Genomic DNA, 21,791 nt, shown 5'->3' with positions numbered 1-21,791 from the left:
CATTCAAAATGCTCTGAAATGCTATATATTTTCTATTTGTTTGGAAATTATTCGCAAATCTTGTCTATTTTCTACTGATTCTCTTCCATCGATTAGGTACAATAAAGAAAAGGAGGAAGAATAACGATGAATTATAAAAATATTTTAATTGCAGTAGACGGTTCGGATGAAGCAGAACAAGGGCTTCAAAAAGCGATAGAAATTGCCAAGCGTAACGAGTCCTCCCTTCATATTGTACATATTGTTGATAATGGCTATTTCGCTTCAGTGGAAGCACTGGCCCATGCTTCTATTCCTGATTATAATGAAAAACAAGGGCAGGAGCTTCTCGCTAGGTGCAAGCAAGCAGCAGAAGCAGCAGGCGCTCCGAAAGTTTATACAGTAATGGAAGTCGGCTCGCCAAAGTCATTGATTCCAAATCAGATTGCCGATCAGGTGGAAGCGGATTTGATTATTTGTGGAGCAACCGGCATTCACGGAGTAGAACGTCTTTTCCTCGGGAGTGTTTCTGAGCGTATTACCCGCACAGCTAAATGTGACGTTCTTATCATTCGCAGTAACGACGTACATTAACACTAAATGAAAAATCCAGCCACACGTTTTCCTGGCTGGATTTTTATTTAATAACCCCGGTGCTTTTTATCGTCACTTTAGCCTCTACATCAAATTTTAGCCGCGGATAAATCCGTTGCCATTCTGCTTCAAGATCTCGGTTATGAAGCCTTGTAGCCTTATAACGAAGACCAAATCCTAAAGGATCCACCTCATTTTCTTGCAAGAATTCCAGGAGATGAAGCGCTCGCCTCTTCACTGCCTCGCTCGCGTATTTACTGTAAAGGCTTAGCTTTTCAGGCGGTACGGGATGTTGTGATTCTTCTATGATCCCGTCAATATCCACGGTCATTTTTAAAACAGGTGCTTGATTGGCGGGTGTCAGTATTTTATACTTTGCCTGTACTTTGCCAGCTGCAATCGTAATATGCACTCCCTTCTTTTTTACAACAATGTCTGCCCTTTCCTCCCTGCCCGATATAAGGTTGTAGTATTTCGTTTTTTCTGGGGTTAACTTTACCTTTTTCCTGCCCTCCTTGAAAACAATGGTCTCGTTCGTTCGATATTCTTGCCCCTTATCTGTTGCTCGAATAATCGGCAAAATCGGATCAAGACCAGTCTCAAATAGCCGGCGGGCAAAGTCGTACACGTAGGTTGTCACAATATAGACGCTTTCTGTCCCTTCATCAGAGAAGATGTTGAACAAGGCGTTGGAGCCCGGCACGTCAGTAGTCGGATTTGTTTTTAAAACTTTTTCCGCTGAAGGGTCGCCGACCGCTACCCAGGCAATTCCCTGAAAATCTCTTCTTCTTAAGAAAATATCAAATGTTTGTCTCGCGTCATGTTCAAGGATGTTTTTTCCTAAGAGAATTACTTTTGCATGCGAAAAGTCCAATTCTTTATCGGTATGTGTTTTTAACATTCGAACCCCTTCTGCCAGAGTAGCGGACTCGATAGACAAATAATCATACGTTGGTTTTGGAGCTTGCTTGAATGCTCCTGTCGGCACTACTAACTTTAAGGTAATACGATAGGGTTTCTTTTTGTCTTTTGTCCCATCTACACCAACCGCAACAACAAACCCCCTCTTATCAATGTCTTTAAATCCACACCCCGATAAGATTGCCAGACAGGCAAGCATAGAAATAACAAGAAAAAGTGTTTTTCTGCTCATGCCTTCGCCCTCCTTCTTATCCACAGAAGACTAAGCAATAGGACAAAGATAAAAGGAAAGACCAAGTCAAGCGCGTATTCTGTATACGTATACAGTTGGAATTCCGTTAAATAAGGAATAACAATCAGACTGCAAACCCAAAAAACAGCCACAAACAGCCAAGGAGTAAGATTGTAACCTTTCCATTGCAATTTCTTAAACCAAATAATATTTTTGAGTAACTCTATGGCGACATGCCAATGAATGAGTATGCTTAAAAAGGCAATCGATAAGCTTAATAGGGCGAACATAAAAAGAACGCGCTCGATAAATCCAAACTTCATCCGAATAGAGTCAGCTGTAAGGAACCAGGGATGGACAAGAAGATCAATATTCTTGAACCCCTGGAATCCAATTGGAATGAAATAAGAAGTAAACAAAGCGAATATTCCGGTTATGACTATAACCAGCAGTTGCTTCCACGACATCGTTTGTTTATTAGTAAACACCCGATTGAAAATAATTAAATTCGCCGGTCCTAAAACTACATATACAGCCGCAGCAAATGCCGGGTAATCTGGCATATGTTCGATATACATCATCGCTTCTCTCACGAAGTCCCAATTCATCCCTTTATCTACATACATTTTCGCAAAAATAAAAATCGTAAAGGGAATGCTGATAAGAAAGACAACCTCCACGGTATACAACACGCTTTTGGAATTCATCAATATACCGAAGGAAACAAACACCAACATCATGGAAATGATACCCATAATTGGCATGTCGGGGTTTAAAAATCGCTTTAGCAATTGCGAATAAGTAATAAGGGTAATTAAACCCGCTGTAAACCAGACGAGCACCGTACAGAAGAGAAGAGGCTTGGCAATCCATTTACTAGTGTATTCTTTTAACAACTCGGGATAGCCTTTACCGGGAAAGCGATTAAATATCCTCGTCATCCAGTACATAACCAAGCTTCCTGCACCGAGAGAAAGAATCATCGACACGATGGCTCCTTCCTTTCTTGCCTCGAAAAGTACCATCGGGACAGAAGTAATAATATGAGCAACCATATTAACAGCAAGCAAGTAATAAAAATAACGATTCATATTTATATCCCTTCATTTTCATTCGCTTTTTTCTGCACAAATAATTTTAAATAAGGCTCGCCAAAGCTGTTGACATGCGTTAAATACATCACCAAGCCGACAACTCCCAATGTCAATCCGGCTACTCCTGAAACGGTTGCAATGGCGAGCAAAACATACTTCATTACCCTTACAGCCGTGTTCATCTCATTAATCGGAATGGCAAAGTTGGAAATGGCCACCGCGGAGACAATAATGATCATAATATTGGAAACCAAAGCCGCTTCTGTTGCAGCTGTCCCCAAAATTAAGCCGCCAACAGTGGTCGCCGTTCCACTAATTACTTTTGGCAGCCGGACACTCGCTTCAATCAGCAATTCCATAATAATGAGCATAAACAATACCTCAACAAAGGACGGATAAGGAACCCCTACCCGGCTGCCAGCTACAGACATGGCAAGCTGCACACGGAAAATCTCTGGATTGTATGAAGTGACCGCCACATATAAACCAGGCAACACCAAAGAAAGAAACATTCCCAAATAACGGATTCCTTTTAAAAATTTCACTACGAAGTACGGGTAATAGTTGTCATCCATTGCTGATAAAAAGTCGAAAAAAACACATGGAGCAATAATGGCAAATGGATCTCCATCGAGAAGGATGACTATTTTGCCGCCAGACAAGTTATAGACAACTCGGTCTGTTCGTTCTGTCACCATCATTTTTGGAAACAAGGCATACTTTTTTTTGTTCATCATTCTTTTTAATTCTACTGTTGATTGAATGATGGGTTCTTTTAGTTCCTTCAAGTTCTGTCTGATATTATCCAGCATTCTCTCACTAACTGTTTCTCTGTCGTATATTAAAGCCAGTGCCTGATGAGATTTAGATCCGACTTCAAGCATTTCCACTGTGAGCGTCGGCTCATGGTACCGCTGCCGAATAAGATTGACATTCGTTTGTATATCTTCACTAAATGCATATTGTGGCCCTTGTGTGGTAGTTTCAATAGCAGCTTCAAGAATATTGTTTGTATTGACCTTCTTGACGTCAAATAAGAGCAGCTGACCGCTTACAGCAACAAGCACACTGCCTTTGGTTAACTCGATCATTAAGTTTTCCCTGGAAGTGACTTCCTGCTGGCTAGGAAGTGATTGTAAGTATGCCTCATAATGAGCTTCTGAATCCATTTCAAAAAAAGGCTTAATAATCAGCTTTTGCAGCTCATTACTGTCTACGACTGTTTTAATAAATAAAAGCGTAGCCTCTTTTCTTTCAATTTTCATGTTTTTCTCTACAAAATCTGAATTTGGCTTCAGCTTTCTTGATAACCAGCGAATTGTGTCAAGTGCTTTAGCTGAACGTTGCATCCTTTCACCTAATCTCTGTTAATAATTAATCAAACATTTATCAGCCTGGTGTCCTGTTAATTCCTTTTAAAATTTACATATCTTAGTCTCAGCATCCCGCACCTTGTTTATACATAACTAAACGACAAAAAAGACTGATCCGGACAGGGCTCCCTGTCTTTGGATCAGTCTTTTCGGATATATTATTATCTGTCTGAAGAGAACATATAGTGACGCTCATTGAAGGTCATAGAAAAAATCAAACTGATAGCAAACATATTTCCCATTAACGAGCTTCCCCCATAGCTAATGAATGGAAGCGGGATACCAGTGATCGGCAAAAGTCCAATCGTCATGCCAATGTTTTGGAAGGCATGGAAGGTAATCATCGCAATGACTCCGGCACACAGATACGTATAGTACGGTATCTTCGTACTTAAAGCGAGTTTGGTAATATGATAGATTAGCAGGAAGAAAAGACTGACGACAATACTCGCACCAATAAAGCCGTATTCTTCGCCGATAATACTAAAAATAAAGTCGGTATGGCTTTCCGGAAGATAAACTTCCCGATAACCGAAACCTTTCCCCATCGTTTGTCCGGAACCGATCGCCAGCAATGACCTTGTTAAATGGAATCCTGTCGAACTTTCATACGTGTATGGATCAAGCCACGAATAAACGCGTCCGAACTGATATTGCTTGACGCCAAGGTATTTTTCTAAAATAAGCGGATGCCACAGTACCAGATAGAAAATACCCGTTATAATTGCAGCGGCAGACCCAAACAACGGCAATAAGATTTTCCACGTAATTCCGGAAACGAAAATCATGCCGAGCAAGATAGATAAGAATACAAGTGACGTTCCGAGGTCAGGCTGTTGCATGACGAGCAACAGCGGAAAAGCTGTAACAAGTCCAAGCTTAATCAGAAGCCAGAAGTCCGATTGAATGGTTTTTACCGGGTTCTTCTGATGATGAACAATGAGCACACGGGAAAGTGTTAAAATTAAAAATACTTTAATAAATTCGGATGGCTGTAAAGAAAGACCCGGCAGCTGGTACCAGCTTTTTGCCCCATTAATAACGGGCGCAATGCTGGAAGGCGCTACAATCAAAAAAGCGAGCAAGGCAATACCAAGTCCATATAGATACCAGGACATCCCCATTAGCTGGTCGGAGTCAAATCGGACAACCACTAAAATAATGGCAATGCCGACCATATAATAAACAATTTGCTTCATTACAAAGTTACTGTCATACTGTCCCGTTGTCTGGGCACTATAAATCGCAACACAACTCGTTATAAACATCATTAACAATATCAAAATTAATCCGTAATCAATACGGCTGGAGTTTTGGTTTGGAGAAGTCATGAAAAGATGCCTCTTTCTTATAAAATTACACATCTTACATTATAACGTTAAAGTGCGATTTCACAACAGTTTAACATCAGCTAATAAGAAGAAAATCTTCTGGAAATAAAATGAAACACTTTTCACTCTCCAATTTTGCTAACTCCAGTAATTGAATACCAGCTCTCCTATGGTGCGCGGCTGCCAGTGAATAATTTGCCCCATTTCCGCCTTATTCAAATCGTTCTCTTGCTCAATCGAAAATATAGGCTGGGTTGTTATTTTTAACAATTGGTTAAGCTCTTTCGCTTCGCAAATGTAAAAGCCTTTAAATATTCCGCTTACTGCTGGCTCATCGTAAAAAATAATATGTTTAAATGACACCGAAGCTGCAAAAGCAACAATCGGGTAGTGTGCGTTCATCAATATGTGCAGGCGCTTTTCCCCATTGTCCAGAACCGCTTCAAAAAAATTAGTGTCGACTCTCGGCTTATGAAAGGCGATCATTTCGGCAGCCAGTTCTTGTGCCGCTTCAGTACACATCTGCTTAAATAATTTGCCGTTATTTCGCGGCGGAGGATTTTCTCCGCTTTCATAAAATCCCGTAATTCCGTAGGATAAATGCATCGTGCTGCTCCTCTCACTTGTAGACGCTCTTTCTTATTATAGGAAAAGCCAGCCCGAATCACTCTCATTTAACGAAAGCTTAAAGAAATTGAAATGTTTTATTTGTCTCTGACCGCCGTACGTCATACAATGGAAGACAGAATGAAAACTGAAGGAGAATGAGAAATGGAAAGAGTACAAAGCAAAGATCAATTTCAGCAATTAATTTCACAAGAAAAACCTGTTATTATGAAATTTACAGCTGGCTGGTGTCCCGACTGCCGCCGCATGGATATGTTCATCGACGATATCATCGCTAAATACGATCAATATGACTGGTATGAAATTGACCGTGACGAATTTCCTGAAACAGCTGAAAAATATGATGTCATGGGCATTCCGAGCCTTTTAATTTTTAAAAATGGCGAAAAGCAGGCTCACCTTCACAGTGCCCACGCAAAATCCCCAGAACAAGTGATTGACTTTCTACAATCTGTCTAATTGGCCAGCCTCCCAATACGATATACGGGGAGGCTTTTTAAGATTAATGGGTGTCCTTGTTAATAAATGTTCAAATATTAGCGAGAAACACCTGCTAACTTACACTTCACTCTGCTTCATTTAATTAGACAAGAAAAAGAACCGAAGGAAGCATCGTTTCGGTTCTTTTTACGCTTATTAAATCGTCAAATCAAATTCTTTTATTTTCCTATACAGCGTGCTGCGGGCGATTCCAAGCCGTTCAGATGCTTCCGTTACTGTTTTTGTTTCAAGCAAGGCTTGTTCAATAAGCTTCTTCTCATAATTTTTAATAGATTTTGGTCTATGCTCTTTCCGATGGTAATATCCCATTAATACATTCGGCAAATGTATCGTTTCGATTTGCTGATTCTCCTTGCCAGCAAGCAAGAACGCTCGTTCTAATACATTCTTCAACTCTCGTATGTTTCCCGGCCAATGATATTGAATGAATACTTGCAAAGCCTCTTTACTTACTTGGCTCGGGCCCTGCCCATATAATACGGTAAACTCCTGCAAGAGTTGCTGACAAAGATGCTCGATATCTTCTGAACGCTCTCTTAGCGGCGGGATCATAACAGATAAAACGTTTAATCGGTAAAAAAGATCAGAGCGAAAAGAACCATTGTATGCTATTTCCTCCGCAAGATTCCGATGGGTCGCAGCAATAATTCTCACATCCACAGCCCTTTCCTTCGTCTCTCCCAAACGCACAATTTTCTTTGTTTCTAGCGCCCTCAGTAAAACCACTTGCAATTCTAACGGCATGTCACCGATTTCATCTAAAAACAGTGTGCCGCCGTGAGCAGCTTCGAACTTACCAACCGCTCCACCTTTTTTCGCGCCGGTAAACGCTCCATCAGCAAAGCCAAACAATTCACTAGCAACCAAATCCTTAGGCAGCAGCCCTGTATTTATAGGGATGAAAGGGCCATGATTACGATCGCTTTGCTCATGGATCATTTGAGCGATCACTTCTTTTCCTGTGCCCGTCTCTCCGAGAATTAACACGTTGGCAACAGATTGGGATGCCAGCCTGGCCACTTCTAATTCTTGTCGGTAATTTTCACTCCATGTCTGAACACGGCCAAATGAAAATGGTGAATCTATAGAAACTTGTTTTGTCTTACGCTTTAATAAATATAAATGTTGGTCATTGGTTTCATAGCTGTTGACTTGGAAACACTGCCGTAGATGTTGAAGGGCACTCTTAGTAAGAGTTTGTCCTTCGCGAAATTCCGTTAGTTCGATTGCTTTCTTACTCATATATAAGATTTTCCCTCGCTGTGATAAAACCAACAAAGCCTCTTCACTAATTCTCCCCCACGCTTCAAGGACAATTTCATTTACCCGATCAGACTCCATAGTTTTAAGCTTAAAAGGTTTGGGTGGAATGTTTTCTTCTGAGTCCCAAACGATATCAAATTGACCGTTTGATAGCGCTTTGGCAATTTTCACCGGACGTGCTAAATGCCGGTGATCTGCATCTACTACGATTTTGCCGCATGCTGTGTCGAATGTTTGGCCGCTTAAGTCGTATAGAATGCGGCGGTGATCTTCACTCTTTACTTTGCAGATACTGTCAATCACTAATCTAGTGCCTAAGTAAGTATTAAACATTACAGAAGAAATAACTTGCTTCCCTCCAGCAAATCGGTGAAATTTATTAACGAATTCTGTGTTTAATGCATTGGAGAGAGATTGGAAATAGCTTGCCGAACCGTAATGCCCGGCTCCGTATTCACTCCCCATCGCTGCAATTTCTGTTTCCTTTGTAATTGGACTGAAAATAGGGATTTCTTCGGGATTGAATCCCATCCGTTTATAATCCTGATAAAAAGAAATGATACTTTTTCCGACAAGTGTAGAAAAAATAGCATCAGGCTTCTTTAAGTGAATATCTTCTAAAATATCATAAAATTTTTGCTGCCCGAAAGGAACATACCGCTCTCCAACCACCATTCCCTCCCGCTCATACAAGTATGTTTGAACTTGCTCATTTGTTTCACGGGGATAAATATAATCTGTGCCGATACAATATACTCGATTTCCATACTGGTTTGTTAAATAATCTAAAAGTGTGTGAACTTGCTGATTAGGTACTTCTCCGGTATAAAAGACATGCGGATGGCATTCACGTCCTTCATATAAAGTAGGATAGACAAGTAGACAATCGTATGTTTCTAGAATAGGCAAAATCGCTTTTCGACAGGCTGATGTATAACACCCAATAAAGATTTTTACTCCCTCTTTAGCAAGTTGCTCCGCTTCCTGAGCACTCTTTAACGGATCTGAACAAATATCACGCACAACAGTCTCTATAGTGTGCTCCCCGTTATCATACTCTTGGATCGCCAGCCTTGCTACTTCACATTGCCATTTCTCTGTGATGGAAGTCGTTCCTGTTAATGAAAACAACAATCCAACTTTACTATACACGTCATCCCCATCCCCTTGTCCCATTTTAGGAAAGCTGTCTCAAAATCGGACAAGCTTTCTTTCTCTTTATCATACAATTAATTTCTGAATATTTGGAATAAAATTGTCTTATTTTACAACATTCTTATAAGCACTTTCTCCATCTCTTACAGATTTTGATAGTGGCATAAAAATTGCAGTTAAAAGAGCCAGAAAGGAGGATTTTACTCCACATCATAAAAACGGAACTCGTGGATGGGGTTTGCATACTTATCAATTGATGAATGAATCATTCTTTGTACTTAAGGAAAAGGAGAGGGTTTGCAATGAAATTATCCGTACGTGAAAGATTAGAAAACCAAGGGGTGCGCGTAACCGAGGAGCATCTTACCCTTCTTGAATCACGTTGGCAGGCCATCGAGCAAATGAAAGCTGAAACGGACAGTGCGTCTTTAGACGACTATGATATTTCTCTTCGCAATATTCCCGGAGGTGATCATATTGAGTAAAGACCTTATTACAAAATCAGTGGAAGAATTGGCACCATTGATTGAAAATAGAAAGATTTCTTCTCTTGAATTAACAAAAGCTGTTCTGGATCATGCTGAATCCCAAAATAAAACAATTAATGCATACATCAGCTTTACTCGCGAGAAAGCGGAAGAAACTGCCCGCTATATGGATAAAGAAATAGCTAACGGAAATTATCGCGGCATGTACCATGGCATTCCGATGGCCGTTAAAGATAATCTATATGTCCAAAACGAAAGAACGACTATGGCTTCAAAAATTCATAAAGACTTTATTCCCAATTTCGACGCCACCGTTATTAGCAAGATGAAAGAAGCCGGGATTGTTTTTACCGGAAAATTAAATATGCATGAATACGCATGGGGAATCACAAATAATAATCCACATTATGGCGCCTGTCGTAATCCGTGGGATTTAGAAAAAATCCCGGGAGGTTCCAGCGGCGGTTCCGGTGCTGCTGTTGCAGCGGATATGACTACTGCTACCCTTGGGACAGACACAGCCGGTTCCATTCGTATTCCCTCTTCCGCTTGTGGAGTTGTAGGATTAAAGCCCACACACGGCAGAGTAAGCAAATATGGATGCTTCCCGCTCTCCTGGTCTCTTGACCACATTGGCCCCATGACAAAAACAGTTAAAGATGCGGCAGGGTTGCTAGAGATTATTTCTGGATGTGATCCAAACGATCCTACCTCTATTCACGCACCTGTCAGCCGATATACAGAAATGTTAACCGGCGATGTAAAAGGTCTTGTCATTGGTGTAAATGAGGAATTCTTCTTTAAAAATGTCGATTCCAAGGTAGAAAAGCTTGTACGAGCTGGGATTCAATCCTTAGTCGATCAAGGGGCAAAAGTAGAAGAAGTGAGCATTTCTTCATTAAGATACGCAGAATATGCAGAAATGATCACCATTTTATCGGAAGCAGCCACGATCCATCATCGAAACCTTTTAGAACGACCGGAGGACTTTGGGGCAGATATTCGCTTACTACTTGAGCTGGGAGAACTGCCTGCAGCCGTGGATTACTTGCGAGCTCAGCAGCTACGACGTCAAATTAAATTGGAATTTCAACAAGCATTTGAAAAAGTAGACGTATTCATTACCCCAACATTGCCTATTATTTCGCCAAATATTGGGGAAGATTTTGCAGACTTAAATGGTGAAAAAGTAGATTTGATTGACCATATCATCCGCTTTACAGGACCCGGAAACTTAACCGGCCTTCCCGCCCTTACTGTTCCTTGCGGCCTTGTGGCTGGCATGCCCGCCGGACTGCAGATTATTGGGCCGGCATTAAAAGAAGAAACCATATTAAACGTTGGCTTTGCTTTTGAAAAGACAAATCCTATGCAAGGAAGAAAGCCTGGATTAGCCAGCTCCCTTCAATAATCTATTGCCCCCTTCCTTCATGAAGGGGGTTCATGTGCTTAAACTTATCAGCAAATCCTGAATTTGATTAAAGAAAGCTCCATCTAGGAGACCAATTTAAATAGCTCTTCAACTCCTCATCATTGTACCTGTACTTTCATCGGTTCTTTTTCTCCTTTTTCCGCTAAACTGACATGGCGGAACTCACCAACCAGTATTCCCGCTGCTCCTCCTGCAGCAAAAGCAAGTGCCCATAATTCATCTGATAATAGGAAAATAGTAAGAGAGGCAAGAACATAGACAGGCCATGCATACCAAAGCGACATAAAGAGATCATCCTCTCGTCTCTCAAACCAAGGAGCACCTTTGTAGAGCACGAACCGGTAAACAGCTGAAATATATAAGAAGAAACAGAAGGTGCCTAGAAGCGCCACCCCGGCAAATGTCCAATTCATATAAAAAATAATAATAAAAGAAGTAGAAAACCACACACCTAGTACAGCGATAATATAAGGGTTTGTTAAGAACTCTCTAATTTTCATTCCACATTCTCCTTTCTCCTCTTTATACCGTATGCACGCAGGTCTATATAAAGACGAATGTTCTTTACATCAATAAAAAGACACAACATTTTTTTCTTCTCTATAAACAATTTTTGTAAACTTCCGATATGAAAGACAAGAAGCAATGTATTTTAAAGAGCCATGGGACTCTATCATTGAAAAGGATAGGGATATAGGAGTGGGGATATGAAATTTTTCAGAATAAAACCAAAAAGAACGGCCGAGAGCGAAACAGCTTCAACTTTCTCAGCAGTCGGACGTCTATCTGTGCGCCCTGAAGGCAGCCTGATGAATCAACTAGACATGATCAACTTATCTATACAAGATTTAACGGTCGTAAAATCACTTCAGCCGCTTGTGGAGGAACACCTCGATGATATTGTGACAGCATTTTACGATGCTATTGGCAAACAACCCAACCTGCTGAATATCATAAAAGAACACAGCAGTGTTGACCGATTGAAGAAAACACTAAGACAGCACATTCAAGAGCTATTTAATGGTGAAATAGATGAGGAGTTTATCCAGAAGCGACTTAAGATTGCTTATGTACACGTGCGTATCGGCCTGAAAACAAAATGGTACATGTCCGCTTTTCAGGAGCTATTCAACTCGCTTATCGCACTCATCTCTGAGACGGATAAAACGGTCGACGAAAAAATTGAGGCCATTACCTCCGTATCTAAGCTGTTAAACCTTGAGCAACAGCTTGTTCTGGAAGCCTATGAGAAAGAAGAGGAACGGCTCCGCCTCATAGTCCAGCAAAAGAGAGAAACGATGATTGCTAGCGCTCATTCTATTTCCCAGGAGCTTGCAGCTATTTCGCAAGAAACAAGTGCATCACTGCGGGAACTTAGCATGAAGTCAGATGCTATCTTACAACTTTCAAAAGATGGCATGACCCTCGCTGATGAATCTGCTAATCATTCTGTTCGAGGACAGAGAATGCTGAAAGACCAAGGCGAGAAGCTAACAGATATCCAGGCAGCAGTCTCCGATATCCAGACTTTTTCTGCTGAATTGAATCATATTGCATCCAGTATTACAGAAGTTATTACCATCGTCGGCAACATTGCCGGACAGACTAACTTGCTAGCACTGAATGCTTCTATTGAAGCGGCACGTGCCGGTGAATACGGCAAAGGCTTTGCCGTAGTAGCAGAAGAAATTCGCAAACTATCTGACCAAACAAAAACATCCACTACAAATGTATCCGATCATATTATGAAGACGAATAGCTTGATTGGCCAGATGAGCCAGTCCGTTGACAAAGTGAATGAGTTAGTCGTAAAAGGCATGGATAGTATGGGAAAAACCGATGAAGATTTCAACGAGCTATTGGAACTGATTGCAAATACAAAAGAACAAAACCATCGGATTGAAGGCGAAATGGCTCAACTTAACCGTATTGTTGATGAAATTGAACATGCATCCCAGGAAGTCGCGAATTCCGCTGTCGCTTTAAGCGACTCCACGGAGGACTTGCATTACGACAATTAAAAAAACTTTACTTTAATGTCATGCCTCCGGTTTAAATAACAGGAGGCCTTTTTATTGATAAGCTCTGCTATATTTGATGATTGAGTTTCGCTATAGACGCCGCTTCCACGCCAATCAGCTATTAAAAAACAACCTTCATGTTTAATGGAGCCTATTGATCAAACAAGCTGGCGCATGATAGCAAGCACGGTAATTAGCCATTCTGTTACCCATCTACTTATCCAGCATAATACATGAAAAAAAGAGGCCTAACGGCTTCGCTCTTCCTGCTCAATAACTGGACAGAAAGACCAAAAAAGCTCGTCCAAAGCCCGACTCTTTTTCCAAAAGAATCGCGTGCGTTGAACGGGCTTTTTTTATTGATTGGACGCAATGATAAAGCCGACTTTTTCTTCAATTAATCTGAGTACATCATTTAGTTTCGTATCTTGTTGTTGTGCTGCTTCATAGGCTTCTCGCATGGCTAAGAGAAACTGCTGCTGGTCCTGTGTCATTTGTAAGCTCCTTTAGTTTAAAAATACAACAATCTTTCTTTTCCACCCTTGCTTATTTTTAAACCAGGAGGCGCTTAATTTTTTTCCGTTATTTCAACCCATTCTTCTGCCCATTTTGAAATTTCCTTCATAACCGGCTTCAGGGCTTTTCCTTTCTCCGTCAATTCATATTCTACACGTACAGGTACTTCTGCGTATACTTTTCTTGTGACGAGTTCTTCTTCTTCCATTTCCTTTAAACGCTCTGTCAGCAATTTTCCGCTGATTGGCAGTTCGGCTTTTATTCGTGAAAATCGCTGTGGACCCGAGAGAAGCTGATTAATGATTAATCCTGTCCATCTCTTTCCGAGCATCTGCATCCCCTTTTCAAATTTGGGGCAAAGCTGAAAATCACTCATCGTCTTCACCTCTTTATATACTTATTATACCCCTTTTTCTTTAAAAGGAAATCTCTTTACTTTAATAAACAAAGTTACTTGACATCTCTTTATTTTTATTTTATATTTAGTTACGAAATGTAACAAAATGATTTTTCAATACAATCGAGATTTTATTAAATGAGGATAACTTCTTCAACTAACACACATACTGCCTTTAAAGGCGGTAAAACCATTTGCAGAAAGAGGGAAATTACTATGGCAAAAGACTTTTATACTGCAGTAGAGGAAAGACGCTCTATCTATGCAATCAGTAAAGAACAGCCAGTATCTAATGAACGCGTTCAGGAAGTCGTTGAGTTTGCGGTAAAATATGCACCTACTGCTTTTAACTCTCAATCTGGTCGTGTCATTGTTTTGTTCGGCGAACAACATGATAAGCTATGGGATTTAACAAAAGAAACATTACGCGAAATCGTTCCTGCCAAAGATTTTGGCCCAACCGAAGAAAAAATGGAGATGTTCAAAGCTGGCTCCGGCACAGTTCTTTTCTTTGAAGAGGAAGAAGTGATCAGAGGCCTTCAAGAACAGTTCCCGACATATAGCGATAAATTCCCGGAATATTCTTTGCAATCATCTGGTATGCTCCAATATATCGTTTGGACCGCTCTTGAGCAAGAAGGTTTAGGAGCTACTCTTCAGCATTATCAGCCTTTAATTGATGAAAAAGTACGCAATGAGTGGAATGTTCCCGCTTCTTGGAAACTGCATGCACAAATGCCTTTCGGCAAACCAGTAGCACCTGCTGGTGAGAAAGAATTCCAGCCGCTAAGCGAGCGTGTAAAAGTATATAAATAATGTTAACGAAAAAAAGCTTATTCAACCGTTTTTGTTGAATAAGCTTTTTTATTATATAAAAATTTCCATGTGTAATGATACAATAAAAAAGTAGATGAAATAAAAGGCGGTGTCCTTATGTATAAGTTTGTGATGCCTGAAGTAATTTTCGGAAGCGGCTCAATCCAGCAGACGGGAGAAAGCTGCATTCGTCTCGGGGCAAAACGCGCCCTGATTGTAACTGATCAAGGTGTCATCCAAGCTGGATGGTCCGAGCTGGTAGAAAAAAGCTGCCAAGAAGCAGGGCTTTCTTCTGTTGTCTTTTCCCATGTCAGCGTAAATCCAAAAGATATAGAAGCAGAAGCCTGTGCCCTCGCCTATCTTGAAAATGAATGTGATGCTCTCATTGGAGTAGGAGGAGGCAGCGCGATTGATACTGCAAAAGCAGCTGCGATTCTTGCAACAAATGGCGGTCATATCCGCGATTATGAAGGAGTAGACCAGATTTCCTCTCCCCTCCCGCCGCTAGTAATGGTTTCCACAACGGCAGGATCGGGTTCAGAAGTATCGCAATTTTCTGTTATAGTTGATACAGAACAACAGAAAAAAATGACGATTGTCTCTAAGTCACTTGTTCCTGACATCGCTATTGTTGACCCAGATGTGCTCGCTACAAAAAGCGCCCGTCTGACCGCTTCTACTGGTCTGGATGTCATCACCCATGCCATTGAGTCTTTCGTCAGCATCGCAGCTACCCCGCTCACAGATGTTCATGCCAAAAATGCATTGGCTCTGTCGTGCCGTTACTTACGCCCCTCTGTTGCTTCTAAATACAACAAGGAGGCGAAAGAACGAATGGCGATGGCTAGCTTGCATGCGGGCCTTGCTTTTTCTAACGCTATTCTCGGTGCTGTCCACGCGATGGCCCATGCAATCGGCGGCCGCTATCCTTTCTTACACGGCGATATCAATGCTGTATTGCTTCCTCATGTGATGGAATTTAACTTGCTGGCTTCGCCTGATAAATTCAAAGAAATCGCTGCGCTTATGGGCGAAGATGTCCAATCGCTTCCCTCTTCAGCAGCCGGGGAAAAAGCGATCAACTTTATTAAGAAACTTTCCATTGATATTGGCGCCCCGCTCACATTAACGGAAATGGGATTTGCAGAATCGTCCATCCCTGAAATAAGCGAAACAGCCTTGTCAGATGCTTGTATGATTACAAATCCTAGAGACATTACGGCAGAAGAAGTAGCTGCACTTCTCTACAAAGCCTTATAGGTGATTAAGATGAAAAAACAAGATATGATTGAACTATTAACAGGGGTCCGATCCTCAAAACAAAACTATTATACAGAGCTAAAGACAACAGTGGAAGAATTAAAGAAACGAAATAGCCAGCTTGAAATCATGAATGAAGTGATGAGAAGCTTCAATATCAATATGTCCGTTCAAGAAATGCTGGAGAATACGCTGAAAAAACTCCAAAGCATCTATCCTATCAAACGGGTGAGCCTCGCCCTCTTTGACGGTTATGAACTTCGTCTGTCCTATATCTTTCCCGAAGACTCATTCTATCTAAAAAAAGAGACTTCCTTTCCTAAAGAGCACTCTTTATATAACGACGTATTTGTAACTGGGCGAGAACGCATTTATCAACAGGACGATGACTCCGACTTTTTTGAAAAAGAAGCTTTTCAACATCTCCATCTTCACTCTGTTTTTTTATTTCCATTAACAAGCCGGGGGAAAATTATTGGCGTACTCTCCCTGGGCTCTCTTGTTCCCTTTTCATATGATGAGAAGGATCAAGCTTTCTTTCTGCATTTAGCTGGACAAATTGCTGTATGCGTGGAAAACGCCCGGCTGTATGAGGAAGTCTTTGCAAGCAAACAGCAATGGGAAGAAACCTTTCGTGCAGTCTCTGACGCCATTTTAGTTATCTCACCAAATGGAACCGTTTTATCCAAAAATGATGCAGCTTCTTCCTGGCCGCTGAATTCCCATGGAGACATTCGGCCATTCATAAAAGAAGCCGCCCGATCCTCTCGAAATCCATTTGAAGAAACCATTAAGTTCAAAAAGCCGCATTATGCTGAACTGCGGCTTCAAAATAAGTTTTATGATTGTTCCTGCTACCCTCTTTTTGTTGAAGACTCTACTCTCCATGCTGTTATTCTCTATATTAAAGATGTTACAGAAAAACGGCAAATGGAAGCCCAACTCCTTCATTCCGGTCAGCTGGCAGCGATCGGTGAAATGGCAGCAGGAGTTGCTCATGAGCTTAATAATCCCTTAACAGCCATTATCGGCAATACACAGCTGCTTCTTCGCATGAATGATATAAATGAAAAGATAAGGCCACTGCTTGATGATATCGATCTTTGCGGGAAGCGATGTCGGACAATCATCCGCAGCTTGCTTGCTTTTTCCCGGCAGGAGGAGTTTTCCTTTAAGCCTTGCTCTTTAAACCAGTCAGTAGAAGAAGCGCTTAGTTTAACACGCCGACAAATTGAGAAACAGAACATTCAATTGGACATCAACCTTTCTTCTTCTCTGCCTCTCATCAACGGAAATTTACAACAGTTAAGTCAAGTAGCCGTGAATTTACTCATTAATGCTAAAGATGCGCTTCAAGATGTAAAAGGCAGAAAAAGAAAGATTATCGTTGAAACAAAGAGCGATCATCACTCTGCTTTTCTGACCGTTACGGATAATGGTACAGGAATTGCTCCAGAAATAATAAACGATATTTTCCACCCGTTTTTTACTACGAAAGCGGCAAACAGCGGAACCGGCCTTGGGCTGCCTGTCAGCTTTGGCATTGCCAAGTCACACGGGGGACGCCTCTTAGTCGAAAGTTCAAATTCATATCAAACTACATTCACATTAGCTATCCCTCTTTTAAGTGAAAGGCTGTGAATAGATGAAACATATTTTAATCGTTGAAGATGAATGGGAAGTTGCCCGGTTTTTAGCAAGATTGTTTGAATTAAAAGGATACAGAACAACACATGTAGAAAACGGCGATTGCTTTGATCAACTTGATGATTATTCTGTTTTTCAGCTTGCTTTTATCGATGTTCGTCTTCCCGATCGCAATGGCCTTGAAATTCTACAATCATTAAAATTGAAAGCTCCTCAATGTGCCTGTGTTATTATGACTGGCTACGGTACAGTCAAAACAGCTGTAGACGCGATTAAAAACGGAGCAGCGGACTTTATCGAAAAACCCTTTGAGGACATTACAGCGATTGAGCAGCTTGCCGAGCGGCTGACCGACAGTTCTCCCAAAAATAACGAAGAAGCAGATTATGCGGTTCTCGCCCGGCAGCTCGGCTATTTTCTGGGCACAAATTCTAAGATGCATCAATTATATGAGTTCGCTTATAAAATCGCTTCGAAAGATATTACCATTTTAATAGAAGGCGAGACAGGCACTGGAAAAGAGGTGCTTGCAAATTATCTGCATGCGGCAAGCGAACGCAAGGAAAACCCATTTATCGGTATTAACTGTGGGGCTATCTCTGAATCGCTGCTTGAAAGCGAACTATTCGGCCATGTAAAGGGAGCCTTCACCGGCGCGACCGCAGATCGGATTGGCTACTTCGAAGCTGCCTCTTCAGGGACTTTATTTCTTGATGAGATTGCAGAAGCAACCCCTGCTACTCAAGTAAAGCTATTGCGCGTTCTGGAAACGGGTGAGTTTATGAAAATCGGTGGTACGATTCCAAAGCGAACATCAGCACGCATTATTGCCGCTTCACACGTTAATTTGGAGGAAGCCGTTCGGCAAGGATCTTTTCGCGAAGATTTATTATACCGTCTTGATGTAGTAAAGCTCATCATTCCGCCACTCAGAGAACGGCGAGAAGACATTCCCCTTCTTATTCAATCGCTCATTGAACAACTAAATGCAAAAATAGTATTTGCCAAGGAAACGATTGATCGAATGGTTGAATATGATTGGCCCGGCAATATGAGAGAGCTTTCCAACGTAATCCGGCGCACTGCCGCTTTATCAAATGATGGCATGAACATCACTCCCGATTTGTTGCCGGGAAAGGTGAACGGCCAGCATCAATCCGCGTCGGTGCCCGTACAGGTTGCACCAGCCAATTTTCTTGATGAATGGCGCCAATTTGCCAGTAAAGTCGAACACGTATATAAGAGAGAAGATCCAATGCAGCTGAACGAGCTAATTAGGCAAATGAAAAATATGGAGAAAAAAACAGCAGCAGCAATCATTCATAATGTTTTAAAAGAAACAGCCGGCAATCGTGAACAAGCGGCTGCCCGACTTGGATTATCCAAACGACAAATCCGCTATTACCTAAATGAAAAATAAAAGCAGATGGCAGAATTTCTGCCATCTGCTTTTAAGCTATTCAAAAAAACATTTTTCAATCATCCTGATATATAGGATGCATGCTTTACCTACCATGTCGAAGCGATGAAGTATAGGGACTCTATTAGAAGAATCCAAGGGCATCCTCGCTGTAGCTGACGAGCAGGTTTTTCGTTTGCTGGTAATGAGACAACATCATCAAATGGTTCTCACGGCCAACGCCCGACATTTTGTAGCCGCCGAATGCCGCATGGGCCGGATACTGATGATAACAGTTTGTCCAGACACGCCCTGCCTGAATGCTGCGGCCGAAGCGATAGGCCCGGTTCACATGGCGAGACCAGACACCGGCGCCCAGCCCATACAGCGTATCATTGGCGATCTCCAGTGCTTCTTTTTCATCTTTAAAGGTGGTCACAGAAACGACCGGTCCAAAAATTTCTTCCTGGAAAATTCTCATGTTGTTCGCTCCTTTAAAGACGGTTGGTTTTACATAATACCCATTTTCAAAGCCTGCGACCGTATTTTTGCCGCCGCCCACCAGGCATTCTGCTCCTTCCTGGTTGCCGATATCAATATAAGAAAGGATTTTCTCCATTTGCTCACTGGAAGCCTGGGCCCCCATCATCGTATCGGTATCAAGCGGATTGCCCGTCTTGATTTGCTTGACACGTTCAATCGCGCGCTCCATAAATTGATCGTAAATACTTTCATGAATCAATGCACGGGAAGGGCATGTACAAACTTCCCCTTGGTTTAAGGCAAAAAGCACAAAGCCTTCGATCGCTTTATTTAGGAAAGCATCATCTTTTTCCATGACGTCGTCAAAGAAAATGTTCGGTGACTTGCCTCCAAGTTCCAGGGTGACAGGAATCAAATTTTGCGAAGCATACTGCATAATCAGGCGGCCCGTTGTCGTCTCGCCTGTAAAAGCAATTTTGGCAATGCGTTTATTAGAGGCGAGCGGCTTGCCGGCTTCGAGCCCAAAGCCATTCACAATGTTTACGACTCCTGGAGGAAGCAGGTCCTGGATCAGTTCCATAAAGACTAAAATAGAAGCTGGCGTCTGTTCTGCCGGTTTTAGCACGACACAGTTGCCGGCCGCAAGGGCGGGAGCGAGCTTCCACACGCCCATAAGAAGCGGGAAGTTCCAAGGGATAATTTGGCCGACGACACCGAGCGGCTCATGGAAATGATACGCAACCGTGTCATCATCAATCTGGCTAAGCGATCCTTCCTGTGCACGGATCGCACCGGCAAAATAGCGGAAATGGTCAATCGCCAGCGGTAAATCGGCATTCAACGTTTCCCTTACGGCCTTTCCATTGTCCCATGTTTCGGCTACCGCCAGCTTTTCAAGGTTTTCTTCCAGGCGGTCGGCAATTTTATTTAAAATATTCGCTCGTTCGGCCACGGATGTCCGCCCCCAAGCATCTTTAGCCGCATGAGCTGCATCTAAGGCAAGTTCAATATCTTCTGCCTGCGAGCGAGCTACCTCGCAAAATACTTCCCCCGTCACCGGTGAAATATTTTCAAAGTACTGGCCGCCTACAGGCGCCTGCCATTCTCCATTAATAAAATTTTCATATCGTTTCTTAAAGGTTACTTTTGACCCTTCCTGGCCTGGATTTGCATAAATCATTGCGGCTCCCCCTATCGCGATTTACAGTCATCTATTGTAAAACTACTTTTCTCTTAAATCTTACATCGTCAAGACAATACGCCCATTGATTTTTCCTTGGACCATCTTTTCAAACACTTCATTGATTTGATCGAGCGGAGCGGTTTCAATTTGCGCTTTTACTTTTCCTCTTGCAGCAAAGTCCAGTGCTTCTTTCATATCCATGCGAGTACCAACAATCGATCCTTTTACTGACACGCCATTTAAAACTGTGTCAAAGATCGGAATTGGCAGTTCATCATTTGGAAGACCGACAACAACAAGCGTACCGCCGCGTTTTACAGATTGATAAGCTTGCTCAAACGCTCTTTTTGTTACCGCTACGCTGACAGCTGCCTGAACGCCGCCTACACGGTTTTGAATCGCTTCGACTGGATTTTCTTTCATGCCATTTACTGTTTCATCTGCGCCTAATTCTTTGGCGAGTACCAGCTTCTCATCTGCAATATCTACCGCCACTACGTTAAATCCCATTGCCTTCGCATACTGAAGAGCAATATGGCCCAGACCGCCAATACCATAGATCGCTACCCAGTCTCCCGGCTTAGCTCCTGATACTTTAAGTGCTTTGTATGTGGTTACTCCTGCGCATAAGATAGGGGCCGCTGCCACTGAGTCGAGCTCATCCGGTATCTTCGCCACATAATCTGCTGCAGCCAGACAGTATTCCGCGTAGCCTCCATCAACAGAATAGCCTCCATTCTCTTGATTCGGACAAAGAGTCTCTTGCCCTTTCAAGCAATACTCGCATTCACCGCAAGCAGAATACAGCCAAGGGATCCCTACGCGGTCTCCCACTTTTAAAGTCGTGACCCCTTCACCAACCGCTTCGACTACACCCACTCCTTCATGTCCGGGAATAAGCGGCAGCTTTGGTTTTACCGGCCAGTCACCATGAGCTGCATGCAAATCTGTATGGCACACGCCGCACGCCTCCATTTTTACGAGTGCTTCTCCAGGCCCCGGCTTAGGCTTTGATACAGTTTTCACTTCTAAATCTTGTTTAAATTCATTGACCACAGCAGCTTTCATAACACTTGTCC

At 42.1% G+C, this 21,791-nt stretch carries 20 protein-coding genes; 9 read left to right on the top strand and 11 right to left on the bottom strand.

Annotated elements, in window-relative coordinates; all coding sequences use genetic code 11:
- Nucleotides 1-126 precede the first annotated feature (126 nt).
- Nucleotides 127-573, top strand: coding sequence for a universal stress protein (locus tag MKZ02_RS06300; protein WP_340852528.1), 447 nt, complete (start codon nt 127-129; stop codon nt 571-573).
- 43 nt (nt 574-616) lie between these two features.
- Here MKZ02_RS06300 and MKZ02_RS06295 read toward each other — a convergent pair whose 3' ends face one another.
- The 5 genes from MKZ02_RS06295 to MKZ02_RS06275 all read right to left on the bottom strand — a co-directional run bounded on the left by MKZ02_RS06295 (nt 617) and on the right by MKZ02_RS06275 (nt 6,130).
- Nucleotides 617-1,726 carry a Ger(x)C family spore germination protein gene (locus tag MKZ02_RS06295; protein WP_340852526.1) on the bottom strand — a complete coding sequence of 370 codons (1,110 nt, stop codon included), beginning with the start codon at nt 1,724-1,726 and terminating at the stop codon, nt 617-619.
- On the bottom strand, nt 1,723-2,817 hold the full coding sequence (locus MKZ02_RS06290) for a GerAB/ArcD/ProY family transporter (RefSeq protein ID WP_340852524.1): 1,095 nt from the start codon (nt 2,815-2,817) through the stop codon (nt 1,723-1,725). The genes MKZ02_RS06295 and MKZ02_RS06290 overlap by 4 nt, the downstream gene beginning before the upstream one ends.
- A 2-nt stretch (nt 2,818-2,819) precedes the next feature.
- A complete protein-coding gene (locus MKZ02_RS06285) occupies nt 2,820-4,169 on the bottom strand; it encodes a spore germination protein (protein ID WP_340852521.1) in 1,350 nt (449 codons plus the stop codon).
- Between the two features lie 185 nt (nt 4,170-4,354).
- Nucleotides 4,355-5,524 (bottom strand): FtsW/RodA/SpoVE family cell cycle protein, encoded by a 1,170-nt coding sequence (locus MKZ02_RS06280; RefSeq protein ID WP_120034492.1) that lies wholly within the window; start codon nt 5,522-5,524, stop codon nt 4,355-4,357.
- A 138-nt stretch (nt 5,525-5,662) separates the two neighbouring features.
- Complete coding sequence (locus tag MKZ02_RS06275) at nt 5,663-6,130, bottom strand: hypothetical protein (protein WP_340852519.1); 468 nt, start codon at nt 6,128-6,130, stop codon at nt 5,663-5,665.
- 165 nt (nt 6,131-6,295) lie between these two features.
- Here MKZ02_RS06275 and MKZ02_RS06270 point away from each other — a divergent pair, with 165 nt between their 5' ends.
- A complete protein-coding gene (locus tag MKZ02_RS06270; RefSeq protein ID WP_340852517.1) occupies nt 6,296-6,610 on the top strand; it encodes a thioredoxin family protein in 315 nt (104 codons plus the stop codon).
- A 177-nt stretch (nt 6,611-6,787) separates the two neighbouring features.
- On the opposite strand, the gene MKZ02_RS06265 is transcribed toward MKZ02_RS06270, so the two are convergent.
- Nucleotides 6,788-9,067: a transporter substrate-binding protein gene (locus MKZ02_RS06265; RefSeq protein WP_340852516.1), complete on the bottom strand. Its 2,280-nt coding sequence runs from the start codon at nt 9,065-9,067 to the stop codon at nt 6,788-6,790.
- Between the two features lie 305 nt (nt 9,068-9,372).
- On the opposite strand from MKZ02_RS06265, the gene MKZ02_RS06260 reads away from it, so the two are divergent.
- Both MKZ02_RS06260 and MKZ02_RS06255 read left to right on the top strand, forming a co-directional pair.
- Complete coding sequence (locus MKZ02_RS06260; protein ID WP_340852514.1) at nt 9,373-9,555, top strand: hypothetical protein; 183 nt, start codon at nt 9,373-9,375, stop codon at nt 9,553-9,555.
- Nucleotides 9,548-10,969: an amidase gene (locus MKZ02_RS06255; protein WP_340852512.1), complete on the top strand. Its 1,422-nt coding sequence runs from the start codon at nt 9,548-9,550 to the stop codon at nt 10,967-10,969. Before MKZ02_RS06260 ends, MKZ02_RS06255 begins: the two co-directional genes overlap by 8 nt.
- Nucleotides 10,970-11,088: 119 nt before the next feature.
- Here the strand turns inward: MKZ02_RS06255 and MKZ02_RS06250 are convergent, their stop codons facing one another.
- Nucleotides 11,089-11,490 carry a hypothetical protein gene (locus MKZ02_RS06250; RefSeq protein ID WP_120034505.1) on the bottom strand — a complete coding sequence of 134 codons (402 nt, stop codon included), beginning with the start codon at nt 11,488-11,490 and terminating at the stop codon, nt 11,089-11,091.
- A 207-nt stretch (nt 11,491-11,697) separates the two neighbouring features.
- Here MKZ02_RS06250 and MKZ02_RS06245 point away from each other — a divergent pair, with 207 nt between their 5' ends.
- Nucleotides 11,698-13,011 (top strand): globin-coupled sensor protein, encoded by a 1,314-nt coding sequence (locus tag MKZ02_RS06245; protein WP_340852508.1) that lies wholly within the window; start codon nt 11,698-11,700, stop codon nt 13,009-13,011.
- Between the two features lie 356 nt (nt 13,012-13,367).
- Here MKZ02_RS06245 and MKZ02_RS06240 read toward each other — a convergent pair whose 3' ends face one another.
- On the bottom strand, nt 13,368-13,505 hold the full coding sequence (locus tag MKZ02_RS06240; protein ID WP_340852507.1) for a hypothetical protein: 138 nt from the start codon (nt 13,503-13,505) through the stop codon (nt 13,368-13,370).
- 74 nt (nt 13,506-13,579) lie between these two features.
- Nucleotides 13,580-13,903 carry a winged helix-turn-helix transcriptional regulator gene (locus MKZ02_RS06235; RefSeq protein ID WP_120034509.1) on the bottom strand — a complete coding sequence of 108 codons (324 nt, stop codon included), beginning with the start codon at nt 13,901-13,903 and terminating at the stop codon, nt 13,580-13,582.
- Between the two features lie 237 nt (nt 13,904-14,140).
- Here MKZ02_RS06235 and MKZ02_RS06230 point away from each other — a divergent pair, with 237 nt between their 5' ends.
- The 4 genes from MKZ02_RS06230 (at nt 14,141) to MKZ02_RS06215 (ending at nt 19,067) form a co-directional block, all read left to right on the top strand.
- The gene (locus tag MKZ02_RS06230) at nt 14,141-14,740 is read left to right on the top strand and encodes a nitroreductase family protein (protein WP_340852505.1); all 600 of its coding nucleotides are present in this window, start codon (nt 14,141-14,143) and stop codon (nt 14,738-14,740) included.
- Between the two features lie 117 nt (nt 14,741-14,857).
- Nucleotides 14,858-16,000, top strand: a complete 1,143-nt coding sequence (locus tag MKZ02_RS06225; RefSeq protein ID WP_340852503.1) for an iron-containing alcohol dehydrogenase — start codon at nt 14,858-14,860, stop codon at nt 15,998-16,000.
- A gap of 9 nt (nt 16,001-16,009) precedes the next feature.
- Nucleotides 16,010-17,641: a sensor histidine kinase gene (locus MKZ02_RS06220; RefSeq protein WP_340852501.1), complete on the top strand. Its 1,632-nt coding sequence runs from the start codon at nt 16,010-16,012 to the stop codon at nt 17,639-17,641.
- A gap of 4 nt (nt 17,642-17,645) precedes the next feature.
- Complete coding sequence (locus MKZ02_RS06215; RefSeq protein WP_120034518.1) at nt 17,646-19,067, top strand: sigma-54-dependent transcriptional regulator; 1,422 nt, start codon at nt 17,646-17,648, stop codon at nt 19,065-19,067.
- Between the two features lie 124 nt (nt 19,068-19,191).
- Here MKZ02_RS06215 and adh read toward each other — a convergent pair whose 3' ends face one another.
- Together adh and adhP are read right to left on the bottom strand one after the other, a co-directional pair.
- Nucleotides 19,192-20,709 carry an aldehyde dehydrogenase gene (gene adh, locus MKZ02_RS06210; RefSeq protein WP_340851843.1) on the bottom strand — a complete coding sequence of 506 codons (1,518 nt, stop codon included), beginning with the start codon at nt 20,707-20,709 and terminating at the stop codon, nt 19,192-19,194.
- 60 nt (nt 20,710-20,769) lie between these two features.
- On the bottom strand, nt 20,770-21,780 hold the full coding sequence (gene adhP, locus MKZ02_RS06205) for an alcohol dehydrogenase AdhP (RefSeq protein WP_340856338.1): 1,011 nt from the start codon (nt 21,778-21,780) through the stop codon (nt 20,770-20,772).
- Nucleotides 21,781-21,791 lie beyond the last annotated feature (11 nt).

The organism is Pseudobacillus sp. FSL P4-0506 (genome assembly GCF_038003025.1).
In the GTDB taxonomy this organism is placed as follows: domain Bacteria; phylum Bacillota; class Bacilli; order Bacillales; family Domibacillaceae; genus Pseudobacillus.
This window is presented reverse-complemented; position numbering and strand designations above follow the sequence as displayed.